Below are 11,881 nucleotides of genomic sequence, written 5' to 3'. Positions count from 1 at the left end.
GCCCCAGCCCCAGCCCCAGCCTCACGGGCAGCCGCAACCTGCGCCTCAGCCGGAGGGGACCGATGCACCCTGACCTCGCCTGGCTGCGGCGCCGCATACCGCCGGACACCCGCATCTCTCACGAGGTCCGCGGCGAGGGCCGCGTCGACGGTGTGGGCGAACTGCCGGGCGGGCTGGTCGTCTACGTCACGTGGGACTGGCCCCGCTACAACGGCAAGGGCGAGCCGGTGCCGTGGCGTGAGGCCATCACTCTCTCGCAGATCGCCTCAGTGTCATGACCCACCGCCGATGGCTGGCCACCCTCCTGGCCCACCTCGGCGGACGCCGGACGCCGCTGGAAGCCGAACGCGCCCTCGAGCGCCCGGTAGAGCTGCCCGACGGCGCGTACCCGGACGGGTACAGCCCGCCTCTCGACCTCCTCGACGTCCAGCTCGACCGCCTGGCCGAGTGGCTGTGGCCGGATGAGGAATGGCGGGACATCATCCGCTGCCCCACCCCCGAGCTGACGCGCTACGCCCACCCGAGGCAGGCGCGAGCCGACACCACCCGCGGCGGCGCGCAGCCGCGCCGCTGCCGGTGCGGCGGCTGGCACCTGCGCTACCCGTTCCCCCGTCGCCGACGTCGCCGGCGGCGGCCCCGCCTGCCCGTTCTCCCGGCCGACCACACGAGACACGAGAAGCCATGACTGATCGGACCTACAGGAAGTACCAGGACGGCGAGGAAGTCCGGCTGTGTGTGACCGGCGAGGTCAAGATCACCGACGACGGCCCCGTCCTGCAGCTGGCCGACGGCCACAGCCTGCCTCTGGCCGACCCGGCCCTGCCGGTCGACGTCACCTTCGTCACGCCCGCCGACGGCGCCCCGCATCCTGGCCAGCTCTGGGCCGACGCCCTCGGAGGTGAGTGGTTCGCCCAGCTCGCCAGGGGCGGCGAGGTGTGGATGACGGCCGCCGACGGCACCCAAGAGCGCTGGCAGACCCTGCACGAGTTCGCCGACACCGGCCCGATCCGTCTGCTGCGGCAGGCCCCGGGCCAGCCGGGCGACGAGCGTCCGGGGGGTGAGTAGATGCACCCGCTGCTGACCATCGTGCTCTTCGTGGCCGCCTACGCGGTGGGCGTTTACCTGACCCGCCAGGCAGCCCGCGAGCAGCTGCAGCAGCAGCGCGAGGCCGACCTCGTCAGCCGCCTGGCGCGCGAGCGCGAGCTGCTGCTCGCCCGCGACCGGATGGGGGATGCGCTGGCTCGGCTGCTCGCCGCCGTACGGCACGGCCGGGACCTGGACGGCGCCACCGCGGCCGCGGCGGCCGCGCTCAACGGCCACGGCTACACGGGCGACCTCGTCGCCGCCCGGGCCGCGCTGGCCGAGGCAGAGGCCGAGCTCATGGCGCTGCGGCAGGGATCGTGACCCGGCGGCTCAGCAGCCTGCGCCAGGCCCTGGTGGGATGCCCGCCGGGCCTGGCGTGGGGCTGCACCATCGCGGCCGCGGGCGTGGCCCTTGCCGCACTCGGCGCACTCGCCTCCGTCCCCGACACCCCGCGCCCGGTCGTCGTCCGCACGGGCACGCCCGCCACGCCGTTCGTGACGGTTCACCCCGGCGGCGGGCGATGACCCGCATGAAGCCCGACGAGCTCAGCCGGGCGTTGCAGACCCGCCGACGGCAGCTCGGCCTTTTCTGGTGGCAGGTCGCTCTCGAGCTCGACGTCGGCGAGGACGCCGTCCACCGGCTGCGCGCGGGGAAAGCGGGCCCCGATGTCCGGCGCCGCGCCGAGGAGTGGCTGCGAAGACCCAACCCGCCCCGGGAGGAGTGACCAGGCAGAACGGAGATCCACACCTATGAGCGGCAGGTTGGTCGGAGAGGTCGTCGAGTGGCTGCGCACGCCCGCGGCGCGCGAGCTCGGCCTCTCCCAAGCCGAACGCAACGTGCTGTTCGTGATCGCCGAGCGGGCCCACGAGCAGACGCGCAGGATGCTGCGCCACCGCCCCGACACCGAGAGCCTGTTCGAGCGCATCAGGGGCGCGCTCGACGTCTCGGACAAGTCGCTCGGCAACATCCTCGGCCGCCTCGCCAAGCACGGCCTGGAGGTCCGCGTGCCCACCGGCACCGACAAGCGAGGCCGGCCGACCTTCGCCAGCAACGGCCATTCCATGGAGTTCCGGCTGCCTGAGTTCCCGGCGTCCGTGGCTCTCCCCGACCCGCAAAGGTCCATCGACGAAGGGAGCTTTCCTGTGGAAAACCCGGTCGCGCAGCCTGTGGATAACCCTGCTTCCAGCGACCCCAAGGTCCATCAACCGATGGAGCTTCACGGCGGAAGGTCCATCGACGGATGGAGCATCAGGGGCGGAAGGTCCATCGACGGATGGACCCTAAGTCCCTCTAAAGAAAGTCCCTCTAAAAACAATCCCTCTACTCCGGGCGTCCCCGCCGTACGGACGGATGTGGAAGGGCCCCGCCTTGTCCACCGCGAGCCTTCGGCCGGAAATCATCGACAGCCCAACCACCACCAGCCGCCGCTGATGCTCGCGGTGCCCGAGCCGAGCCGCGCGAGCACGGCCCCGGCCGGGCCCATCGACCAGACGCCGGCCGAGCCGTACGACAGCGCCCGGGACTTCCTGGCGACGCTGCCCGATCTCGGCAGCAGCTACCTCGAGGCGGCCCGCGCCCAGGCCCCGCCCGGCACACCCATCGCCGCGCTCGTCATTCACGCCGCCCGCCTGGCCCGGAGGCCCGCGTGAACGCCCGGCCCGCCTGCACGCACGGCCTGGCCGATCCCAGGATGTGCCCGGACTGCCGCCGCGCCGCCCGCCACAGCGAGCCCGCGGCGCCGGTCCAGAAGGCGCGCGGCGAGCTCGTCGCCCTGGGCGTGGCCGTACGCCCCGACTGGAACCGTGCGGAAATCCAGGCGGCGCTGGTCGACGCCGACGTGATCGGCCTGACGTGGCAGCAGCAGCTCGTCGGCCTGGCCCGGCTCATGGTCGACGGGCACGCCCGCCCGGCCGAGCTGATCCCGCCCCACCAGCGGCGCACCAAGCCGGTTGACCCCGACGAGGTGCGCGCCGTCTATGCCCGCGGCGTCGAGCAGGCCCGCCTCCTGGCCGAGCGGGACAAGCCATGACGCAGCCAGCGCTGTGGCAGGTCCCGCCGCCCACGCCCGCCGGCGACGTCGACGAGCCACCGCCGCGGCGGCGCCGCCGGTGGGTCGCTCGGTGCGACGACTGCGGCCGCCGCGTGTGGGCGAAGGACTCGTTGGCGCGCGGCGCCGACGGGCGACGCCGCGGCGGCGGGTGCCGGCGGAAGTGGCGGCGCGCGACGCGCCGCCTGGCGGTCCCGCAGCGCATCGTCGTCCGGCCGCCTGGCGAGATCCCCGGCCAGCTGGCGATCGAGGACCCCCGGGTGCCGTCGTGACGGCCGCGGCCGCCCCCTGCCCGAACCCGTATCCGACTCCCCTACCAAGGACAAGACCATGATCAAAGCACGCGGCATCGCCCGCGACGGCCAGCGTCCGCTGGCCCTGTTCGGCCTGTCCGGCGAGAACGTCACCCGGCTCATGGCCGGCGAGCCGATCAGCGTCAACCTCGCCGACATCGGGCTGCCGGACATCCAGATCGTCATCGTGGGCGGCCGCACCGAGCAGGCCCTCGCCGAGCAGCTCGGCCGCCACTGGAACATCCCCCGGCCGCCCGGCGGCCAGGACCGCCCGCTGCCGCCGCCGCCCACCCCCGGCGTCCCGTGCGCGTACGGCTGCGGTACCAGCACCGGGTGGCGCTGGTACCGCCGCGTCGGCTGGCAGCGCATCTGCGCCGCCAAGGCACCCGCCGGTGCTGTCGCCCGCGGCGAGTTCGTGCCCGACGAGGCGCACGTCGACCGCCAGGACGGTTCCCGGTGAGCCCGGCCCAGATCCTCTCCGAGGCGCTGCACGCCACCATGTGCGAGCGCGCGGCCGCCGGCGGCCCGCTGATGCCGCCGCACGGCCAGCACGCGGCCGACATCATGGCTCAGCTCACCGACGCCGGCGTCAGCGTCGTGCACACCGGAGAGATCGCCTACGCCGATCAGGTGTACGCGCTGCTGCGCGACGTCGCCGACGAGCTCGGCGAGCGCGGCCGCATCGGCCGCACCCTCCTGAACGGCAGCTACCCGACGGGGGCCAACGTGGCCCGCCAGGAACTGCTGGACCGCATCGCCAACCTGCGAGGCGGCCGCCGTGTCTGAGCAGCCGATCAGAGTGACCGTCTTCGACCCGGCCACGGGCGAGACCGCCCACGCCGACGTCCAGCCCGGCAGCTACGCGCTGATCTGCCACGAGCCGTGCCACCGCGTCGGCATCGACGCCAGCGCCGACGGCACCCACGTCATCACCATCGCGGGCGTGCGCCGACCCATGGCCGGGCTCATCGCCGCCGCCGACCTCGAGAGGACCACCTGATGAACCGCAGCAAGCACACCCGCGAGCGGGCCGCATCGCCCGCCGGCGCTGACGTCATCGAGATCGTGGGCGGCCTCGACCCGGACGCGCCCACGGACTGCCTCATCTCCTGGCGCGGCCAGGACTGGACGGCGACGGTCGACGTCGTGCGAGCCACCGCCGTCGACCTGTTCACGGTCGCCTCGTGGGCCGACGTCATGGTGCACGTCACCGTCAAGCTCGGCCTGGACCCGAACACCGCGAGCCGGTTCACAGGCGAGCTCATCGTCTCCCAGACCGGCCGCCGCGCCTGGGGCTACGACGAAACCCTGTCGCTGCTGCCGGTCGGCTCGACGAAGGACAAGCGCGGCCTGGTCCTGATCCGGCGCGGCCATCTCAAAGGCGTCTTGTCCACCGACGAGGCCCGCCAGATGGGCCTGGCGTGGCTGGTCGCGGCCGAGGCGGCCGAAAGTGACCAGCTCGTCGCCGAGGCGCTGCGCACCGCCGGCGGGATGCCGCCGGACCGCATCGACGGCCTGTTCGCCTACCTGCGCGAACTGCGCGCGGATCACGGAGGCGACCATGAATGAGACGGCCTGGCGCCACTACGCCGAACCCCACTGGCCGCGCTTCTACCGCTACGAGGTCGCCGAGCCGGGCCTGCGCCTGGCCCGCAACCGCTACGGGTTCAGCCCGGCCGCACGCGGCACCGCGTGGATCGGCATGGCACTGGTGATCGGCCGCCACGCCTACTGCGTGAAATGGGCGTACGCGCGTCTGCGCCGGGAGGACGACCGTGGCTGAGACGTTCGAGCCGACCGACGTGCCCGCGCTGCGCCGCGACCTCATGGAGTGGCTGCGCGACGGCCGAGGGCTGGAGTTCCACAGCAGGCAGTCGACCGACGCCGGCACGCGGCTCGGCCATCCCGAGTTCAACGGGCACCCCCGCGTGATGCGCGCCTACGCCGAGATGCTGTGTGCCCACGAGCGGCGCGCCCTGGCCGACGCCGAGCTGTACTTCGTCACGGCCGAGATGACCGCGATCGTTCAGGCCGCCGCGGCAAGCATGCCCGCGTTCGCGCCGACGGCCGAGGACTTCCCGCACCCGGCGGGGCTGATCGTATTCGAGGCGCCCCTCATCAGCGTGCGCCGCCCGGAGGCTGCGGCCGCGCTGATCGTGGACAACCGCCTCGCGGTGGACAAACGTGACCAGCCGTACGAGGACATCCCGATCATCGCGTGCACGTGGGGCCCGTACGACCGCGCCGGCAGCTGGAAGAACGGCGGCGTGCTCGTCTCGTTCTACCGCGACCGCCGCGACATGCTCGCCCCGATGCTCGACGACACCGTGCGCGAGTTCATCCGGCCGACCCTGGCCAGGCTGGTGCCCGACAACGAATGGGCGATCGCCTACGCCGACCGGGGCGAGCTCGAGCAGCAGCTGCGCGAGCACGACACCCCCGCCTACACCAGCCACTGGGCCAAGTACCTGCTGACCACGCTGATGCTGATGCAGCAGCCGCTCATCTACCAGCGCACCGAGCCCGTACGGCGGGGCCTGCGCCGCCAGCTGGAGCGCGCTGGCTACCCCACCGGCGGCATCCGCATCCTCGACGCGCGGCCGCGCCGCTACACGACCGTGCCCGGCGCCGGGCACGGCCAGGACGTCGAGCCCGTCGACGGCGAGGCCGGCAGCGGCCGCACCCTGTCGGTGCGCGTGCCGGTCACCGGCCACTGGCGCAACCACTGGTACCCCAAGCGCCGCGTACACCGGCCGCTGTGGATCGAGGACCACTGGCGCGGCCCCGAGGACGCGCCGATCGTCCACCCGGAACGGGTGCGCGTGCTACGCCACCACGAAAGGCAGCCGTCATGACCGAGCGTGTGATCCACGTGTGCGGCTCTGTAGGCGCGCCTGAGACGGCGCCAGGGGGCGGGCTGACCATCTTCCCCTGGCAGTGCCCCGCATGCGACGGAAAGGGCCGCTGGCCGTCCGGCGAGCGGTGTTTCGAGTGCCTCGGCCGTGGCGCGATCACCGACGAGCAGGCGAAGGTATGGCGTACCAAGCCCCACCCGTCAAGCTCACGCCGACGCACATCCTGCCGGATGTCATGCGCAAACCTGCGGCGACTGCGCGTTCTGGCCGCTCCCCCTGGGAGAGGTGAGCGGCCGCCGCTGGGCTGGCCGTGCTACTGCCACCGCGGCGTGCCAGTGGCCGAGGCGCATATTCAGCCCGCGGCCAGCGGGCAACAGAGGTGAGCTCTAGAACGCACCTACAAGGACCTGGTGTGTCACGGCGAGATCGCGATGCGTCACATCAGCGCCGTGCTTGGACCTGAACTGTTGGGCCGCCTGATATCTATTCCTTGCGAATTACCCTACCGATGATGAACGCGGTCCCTTCCGGCCCAGGAGGAAGACACCCTCGCGGTATCTTAATTCCGTCTGGAGGGCTAAGTTTCCATGGGGCCGCACCGCCCCCCAGGGCTATTATGTCGCCTTCCACTATATCGCCGACACCTGGCACCTTTACGCCTCGTTTGCCGTGAGTAATGAGCGGAGTGGTCCCGCTCGGCCATACTGGAATTGCCTCATCGGGCTGGTTTAAATCAATGCGGAGGCATTTGCTTTGTCGATCGTATAGCACGGTACCCGTGCGTTCGGCTAGGCCTGAAACACTTGCGTCTCGGACGACAATGATGGGATCTGTGCCGATGATTCTTAGAGTTGCCGAATCAGCTCCACATGCAGCGGCGGTTAGGAGGGAGGCGGCTAAGGCTGCCCGATATATGCTCGAGCGAACCGGCAAGATTTCTGATCTTCTGCCAACCATGCATATATCAAACCATAGATGTGCGATATGGGTGATCCCTGTATTGAGATCACCCATACCTTCTGGGTATAGCGTGCTTCGCCGGAGCCGACTCTTAGGGGTTCAGGCCCCGCTGCTCAGCATGTGGAGCACACCCAGACGTTCCAGTTCGCACCGAAACCTCCTGGATCGTTGACTCGATCTACCGCTACAAACCATGTAGCGGTATCGCAGAGCGAGCAAGTTCCACTGTCTGCAGATGATATGCCCCATGCTCTGTTCCCGTAATATGCTGGCCCGCCGCTATCACCACGATCGCTGATGCGGTCGGTCTCGATGTTGCCTCGCCATGTCTGGCCATCGCCGACTCGACTCGTGAGATCGACATTCAGAGCCGTTATAGCGTCGCATGTAGCGCCAGTCGTTTTCCCGAACTTGCATATGGGTTGGCCTATGACAGGAGAGGTTCCAACATCATGGGCATATCGCGGAAGGTTCCAGTCGTAATAGAACGTGCGGGTGCGAGTAAGACCACCTCCCTGGTATCTCGCCAGATCGAATTCCGTCGCCCGCCCATTGCGTGCCATGGTTGTAGTGTTTCCGTCATAGTCCGAGTGATTATGGTAGATCAGATACAGCTCGTCGGCACAATGCCGAGCTTGCAGCGTCTCCCTGGCGTCCGTTGAGGAATTAATTATATTGAAGCCGTTAGTGCACTTCGGAGTATTAACGCCACCGCCTCGGAGGTATTGATCGATCGAACGAATCTCAAGCTCTTCATCTATCGATACGGATACGGAAATGACAGGATTTGAAGGCTGCGTTGGACGGATGGATGCTTCCAAATTAGCGGTGTCGGCGCTGGTTTTAGGGATCTCCTTGGGTCTCACCCTGATGCTTATTAGACCTTTTTCTGCGTCATAACTGCTAGCAACGGCAGCGACTTCATTGCGCTTTAGGACCTCGTCATGCGCCGATCTCTTTGCCGCTTCTAGCTCTACCTCCGAAAAACCTTTATCTGCATAAATAAAAACTTCGACAGGCAGCGTCTTTGCCAGCTCTACCGCCTTGTCCGGGACTTCACCCTTAAACCCCATGCGAACGGCTTTACCATCATCGATTATGGCGATATCTGCGATTTCCGCTGCATGCTCTGAACGCAGTTGTGCAGCGATGGGATTTATTCTCGGAGCCCAACTGTAGCGGCTTATGGTTTCGGCTAGATCCATATTATTAGACTTGGCGAAGCGGTCCAAGTCAATTAGCTCCGCGTATGGGATCCCGTCAATTTCAATATCGGGGTCAGGGACCGGCCCGTCTGGAAGGCTGCCTTCTATTTCTGGATTCCTCTTCACTAGCTCTAGGGCGTAGCTCTTTAATGCATTCGCTGGTGGAATCCCTCTCACCTTTGCCTCGGCTAAGATCTTTTCCACGGCTGGATGTTCGAGTTTGGGTTGGTCTTGTGCATCCAGCTTGATGGCGAGCCTGCCCTCGGGGCCTATCTTGCCGCCTGTACCAGAACTGGACATCGGCGCCTGGTGGGTTGATTGAGTAGAGGCTGACACCGATGGTAGAGATTGTGCCGATAAGCATACGATGGCAACTAAGATTAGAATGACCCTTAAAAAGCGCTGCATGATCTCCCTTTCGTTGAGCTTGAATAATAGGGCTTCGTGCTAGCCGTCTTATTGCCACCATGATGCGCTAAGTGGAATCATTCAAGATCTTGACTATGGGGAAATATGTGATACGGGAAAACCCGGCGTTCCGCTTCGCCTTCAACAACGAGCGGAGCAGGTGGGGGTGAAAATGCAGCCCGACGTCGGCCGGTCGGGGCGATGATGTCGCTGGGCAATGGTAGGACGCGTCAACTGAGAACGCTATACCGCTTCAGGAGTACCGCCCCCACCCGCGACGGCTGAACATGTGCCGCTGAATGCTCGCCCGCTATCTTCCTCATTTCCACACCTCTGGAGCCTCCCCGACATGCCGATGCCCTGTCCCGTCCCGAGCTGCGGCCGCAGCATGCCTGGCCACCTGTCCGCGTGCCGGGCCTGCTCGGCCGGCCTGCTTCGGGACCTGGCCGACGTCCCCTCACTCGAGCACCACCTCGAGCTGGCGCTCACCCGCCAGACCCGCATCGAGAACCCGGACGGCGGCCGCCTGCAGGCTCTCGACGAGGACCGGGAGGTGGGGCTCACCGTCCGGCGGGCCCCGCTGCCGTACGACGAACGCGCCCGCCAGGCGATCAGCGTGCTGCGGTCGGCGCTGGCCGGCTGGTATCGGGCGCTGTCCGTCGACGAGACCCGGGCGGGGCCGCTATGCCGCGTCTGCGACCACCCGTCCTGCAGGTGGGCGCACCGCGGCCGCGTCCCGCCGGACACGCTGGCCGGGCTGGCCCGCTGGCTGCTGCGGCAGCGGGCCGCGCTGCTCGGCCACGCCGCGCTCGTCGAGGCGATCGACGAGCTGGGCGACGCCATCCGGCTGGCCCGGCGTGCGATCGACCGGCCGCCGGCGACCTGGTACGCCGGGCCGTGCGACGTCGACGGGTGCCAGGCCGATCTGTACGTGCGGCATGGTGACCGGCTCATCCGGTGCCGGTCCTGCGGCGCGACGCACAGCGCCACGGCGCGCGAGCGGTGGCTGCTGCGGCAAGTGGCCGATCACCTCGGCACCGCTACGGAGATCGCCCGGGCGCTCGCAGCGTTCCGGCCGGGCCTCACGCCGAGCATGATCCGCGGCTACGCGCACCGCGGCCGCATCGTCTCACACGGCGCCGACGATATCGGCCGGCCGCTCTACCGGATCGGCGATGTGCTGGCGCTGCTCAACGGAGGCGGGCCGGCCGACATGCCCGGCGGCGATGCTTGACACTGACCTGCGCGAACGCGATCCTGTGATCGGCTAGGAGACGAAGGCCCGCCGCGCTGGCGGGCCTTTCGCATGCCCGGGCTCGGCTATCCCTTGGACGGCCGCCCGGCCTTGCCCGGGTTGTCTCGCCGCGCAGCGAGCGCCGCGCGTCGCCAGTGCGGCACCCCGCACACCACATCCGTTGCTTGCAGCCGTCCCTCGGCCTTGTAGTGGCGCAGCGTGCCGTACTCGATGCCGAGGACCTCGGCCGCCTCTGGGCCGTCCAGGAGGTCGTCAGGGTGTTCCCGGGTGCCGACCGGCCACGTGGGCAGCCGGCGGCCGTCTCGGTACGCCTCGACGCTGGCGCGGTCGTACAGGGGTTTCCGGGCGCCGGGGTTGAACGGGCGCGGGAAACCCTCTCGGGCGGCCACTCGCCGGTTGCGGAACGTCTGCGGGCTGATGCCCAGGATCTCGGCGGCGCCGACCCCGTCGACGGCATCACGTCCGGCCGGGATCACGCCTGCCCCTCACGCTCGGGCGAGGCCTCGCTGATCGGCCGGTACGGGCGGCCGCTGTCGTCCGGCGACATGCTCATGACGGCGGCCACCTCGCCGCTGTCCGCGTCGACCACCGTCCACCTCAGCGTCATGCCGCGTGTGCCCTCACCGCTCGCGGCCGCCTGCTTGGTCGCCTCGGCACACAGCGCCTCGACGCGCTGCTCGGCCGCGTCGAACGTCTCCCGGGTGTCGAGCACGTTGCCGCGCTCGTCTCGGATCTCGTACATGGTGATGCTCCCCTCTCGTGACCACCCCAGGCTGTCGGCCGGGCGGGCCGCGCCGCGTCCTAGAACGGCGTTCTGTGGAGAACTCAGCAGAGGCGGGACGCCGATGTGGACGAGTGGGGGCGGGCGGTGCGCCCGCCCCCACTTCTGCTAGATGTCGGCCAGCTTGCCGCGCCAGGTGATCCGCTTGCCCGTGTCGTAGGCGAGCGCCCAGGTGGCGAGCTGCCGGTCGAAGGCGGGGCGATCGTCGCAGATGATCGTGAGCCCGCCGACCCTGACCCGGAGCTCCCCGCACCCGCTGGCCGAGTGGGTGCGGGTCTTGCCCCACACCTGGCGTCCCGGCTGCCATCCGGTGATGGTGACCGCCGTCTGGATCCGGGTGACCGGGCTGATCAGGTAGGGCGTGGCGCGCTCGTCGGTGAAGATCTGCGGGGCGATGTCCGCCGCCTCGTGCCAGCCCTTCCAGATGCACCACACGGCGTTCAGATCCGTGATGGTGATGATCAGGCCCGGGAGCATGATCCGGAGCGTGTCGAGGATGCTCTCGACGTGGGTCTCGTGGTCACCGGCGTACCTGACGGTGACGCTGGTGTTGTGGTAGGCGCTGGTGCGCTTTCCCATCGGCTCTCCTCTGTTGAGTTCTCAATCGGCCGCCGGTTCCGGGGCTCTCACCCCCCGTCCCGACACCTCAAAATCTACCACACTTCTGTACCTGGCGGGAGTGTTCAGCGGGAGAAAGTAGCCTGAGATCTCGGCTCTTCAATCGGCCGAAAGGGACCGGCGGACTCTCACCGGTGCGCGCCGACCCCCGCCGGTCCCACCACCGACCAGGCGCCGCGCCCCTACCTAGCCCCCGGGCGCTTGTCTCCCCCACCGGCGAGCGCCCGGGCCCCGGACGCGTCGGCAGGATGCCGCTCAACCCGCCACTGCCGCACTGACGAGCGGCCAGGCCCGCGCTGTCTCCCCGTGGCGTGCGGCCTGGCCGCTGACATGCTTCCGACCACGTGGCGAGCGTGGCCGGGAGGTTGAGGGAAAG

Annotated in this window: 20 protein-coding genes; 16 read left to right on the top strand and 4 right to left on the bottom strand. The window is 69.0% G+C overall.

The features are described from left to right. From C1J01_RS09070 to C1J01_RS09000, 15 genes are all read left to right on the top strand, one after another. Positions 1 to 278 (top strand): hypothetical protein (locus C1J01_RS09070; RefSeq protein WP_220039801.1); only part of this gene is annotated, 278 nt, incomplete at its 5' end. After that, positions 275 to 685 carry a hypothetical protein gene (locus C1J01_RS09065; RefSeq protein WP_111178033.1) on the top strand — a complete coding sequence of 137 codons (411 nt, stop codon included), beginning with the start codon at positions 275 to 277 and terminating at the stop codon, positions 683 to 685. The genes C1J01_RS09070 and C1J01_RS09065, both read left to right, overlap by 4 nt. Next, positions 682 to 1,065 carry a hypothetical protein gene (locus tag C1J01_RS09060; RefSeq protein ID WP_111178031.1) on the top strand — a complete coding sequence of 128 codons (384 nt, stop codon included), beginning with the start codon at positions 682 to 684 and terminating at the stop codon, positions 1,063 to 1,065. Before C1J01_RS09065 ends, C1J01_RS09060 begins: the two co-directional genes overlap by 4 nt. After that, positions 1,066 to 1,404 (top strand): hypothetical protein, encoded by a 339-nt coding sequence (locus tag C1J01_RS09055; protein WP_111178029.1) that lies wholly within the window; start codon positions 1,066 to 1,068, stop codon positions 1,402 to 1,404. Beyond that, on the top strand, positions 1,401 to 1,607 hold the full coding sequence (locus C1J01_RS49670; protein WP_181448644.1) for a hypothetical protein: 207 nt from the start codon (positions 1,401 to 1,403) through the stop codon (positions 1,605 to 1,607). Before C1J01_RS09055 ends, C1J01_RS49670 begins: the two co-directional genes overlap by 4 nt. A 5-nt stretch (positions 1,608 to 1,612) precedes the next feature. Continuing rightward, on the top strand, positions 1,613 to 1,807 hold the full coding sequence (locus tag C1J01_RS09045; RefSeq protein WP_111178027.1) for a hypothetical protein: 195 nt from the start codon (positions 1,613 to 1,615) through the stop codon (positions 1,805 to 1,807). 25 nt (positions 1,808 to 1,832) lie between these two features. Then, on the top strand, positions 1,833 to 2,732 hold the full coding sequence (locus tag C1J01_RS09040) for a hypothetical protein (protein ID WP_111178025.1): 900 nt from the start codon (positions 1,833 to 1,835) through the stop codon (positions 2,730 to 2,732). After that, positions 2,729 to 3,112 (top strand): hypothetical protein, encoded by a 384-nt coding sequence (locus C1J01_RS09035; RefSeq protein WP_111178023.1) that lies wholly within the window; start codon positions 2,729 to 2,731, stop codon positions 3,110 to 3,112. The genes C1J01_RS09040 and C1J01_RS09035 overlap by 4 nt, the downstream gene beginning before the upstream one ends. Further along, on the top strand, positions 3,109 to 3,402 hold the full coding sequence (locus C1J01_RS09030; protein ID WP_111178021.1) for a hypothetical protein: 294 nt from the start codon (positions 3,109 to 3,111) through the stop codon (positions 3,400 to 3,402). The genes C1J01_RS09035 and C1J01_RS09030 overlap by 4 nt, the downstream gene beginning before the upstream one ends. A 58-nt stretch (positions 3,403 to 3,460) precedes the next feature. Beyond that, complete coding sequence (locus C1J01_RS09025; protein ID WP_111178019.1) at positions 3,461 to 3,883, top strand: hypothetical protein; 423 nt, start codon at positions 3,461 to 3,463, stop codon at positions 3,881 to 3,883. Continuing rightward, complete coding sequence (locus C1J01_RS09020) at positions 3,880 to 4,209, top strand: hypothetical protein (RefSeq protein ID WP_111178017.1); 330 nt, start codon at positions 3,880 to 3,882, stop codon at positions 4,207 to 4,209. The genes C1J01_RS09025 and C1J01_RS09020 overlap by 4 nt, the downstream gene beginning before the upstream one ends. Then, entirely contained in the window at positions 4,202 to 4,423 is a 222-nt protein-coding gene (locus C1J01_RS09015; protein WP_146615517.1) for a hypothetical protein, read from the top strand. Before C1J01_RS09020 ends, C1J01_RS09015 begins: the two co-directional genes overlap by 8 nt. Beyond that, on the top strand, positions 4,423 to 4,992 hold the full coding sequence (locus C1J01_RS09010; protein WP_111178013.1) for a hypothetical protein: 570 nt from the start codon (positions 4,423 to 4,425) through the stop codon (positions 4,990 to 4,992). The genes C1J01_RS09015 and C1J01_RS09010 overlap by 1 nt, the downstream gene beginning before the upstream one ends. Further along, positions 4,985 to 5,206, top strand: coding sequence for a hypothetical protein (locus C1J01_RS09005; protein WP_111178011.1), 222 nt, complete (start codon positions 4,985 to 4,987; stop codon positions 5,204 to 5,206). The genes C1J01_RS09010 and C1J01_RS09005 overlap by 8 nt, the downstream gene beginning before the upstream one ends. Further along, a complete protein-coding gene (locus C1J01_RS09000) occupies positions 5,199 to 6,278 on the top strand; it encodes a hypothetical protein (RefSeq protein WP_111178009.1) in 1,080 nt (359 codons plus the stop codon). The genes C1J01_RS09005 and C1J01_RS09000 overlap by 8 nt, the downstream gene beginning before the upstream one ends. A 1,073-nt stretch (positions 6,279 to 7,351) precedes the next feature. Here the strand turns inward: C1J01_RS09000 and C1J01_RS49025 are convergent. Beyond that, on the bottom strand, positions 7,352 to 8,743 hold the full coding sequence (locus C1J01_RS49025; RefSeq protein WP_146615516.1) for a S1 family peptidase: 1,392 nt from the start codon (positions 8,741 to 8,743) through the stop codon (positions 7,352 to 7,354). A gap of 457 nt (positions 8,744 to 9,200) precedes the next feature. On the opposite strand from C1J01_RS49025, the gene C1J01_RS08995 reads away from it, so the two are divergent. Beyond that, positions 9,201 to 10,085 (top strand): hypothetical protein, encoded by an 885-nt coding sequence (locus C1J01_RS08995; RefSeq protein WP_146615515.1) that lies wholly within the window; start codon positions 9,201 to 9,203, stop codon positions 10,083 to 10,085. A gap of 86 nt (positions 10,086 to 10,171) precedes the next feature. Here the strand turns inward: C1J01_RS08995 and C1J01_RS08990 are convergent, their stop codons facing one another. The 3 genes from C1J01_RS08990 to C1J01_RS08980 form a co-directional block, all read right to left on the bottom strand. Then, the gene (locus C1J01_RS08990; RefSeq protein ID WP_111178005.1) at positions 10,172 to 10,582 is read right to left on the bottom strand and encodes a helix-turn-helix transcriptional regulator; all 411 of its coding nucleotides are present in this window, start codon (positions 10,580 to 10,582) and stop codon (positions 10,172 to 10,174) included. Continuing rightward, the gene (locus tag C1J01_RS08985) at positions 10,579 to 10,848 is read right to left on the bottom strand and encodes a hypothetical protein (protein ID WP_111178003.1); all 270 of its coding nucleotides are present in this window, start codon (positions 10,846 to 10,848) and stop codon (positions 10,579 to 10,581) included. The genes C1J01_RS08990 and C1J01_RS08985 overlap by 4 nt, the downstream gene beginning before the upstream one ends. Positions 10,849 to 10,995: 147 nt before the next feature. Next, positions 10,996 to 11,466, bottom strand: a complete 471-nt coding sequence (locus tag C1J01_RS08980; protein ID WP_111178001.1) for a hypothetical protein — start codon at positions 11,464 to 11,466, stop codon at positions 10,996 to 10,998. Between the last annotated feature and the right edge of the window lie 415 nt (positions 11,467 to 11,881).

It is taken from the genome of Nonomuraea aridisoli (assembly GCF_003236395.1).
Lineage (GTDB): Bacteria > Actinomycetota > Actinomycetes > Streptosporangiales > Streptosporangiaceae > Nonomuraea > Nonomuraea aridisoli.
Note: the sequence above shows the minus strand (reverse complement) of the source record. Positions and strands in the feature narration are given on the sequence as shown.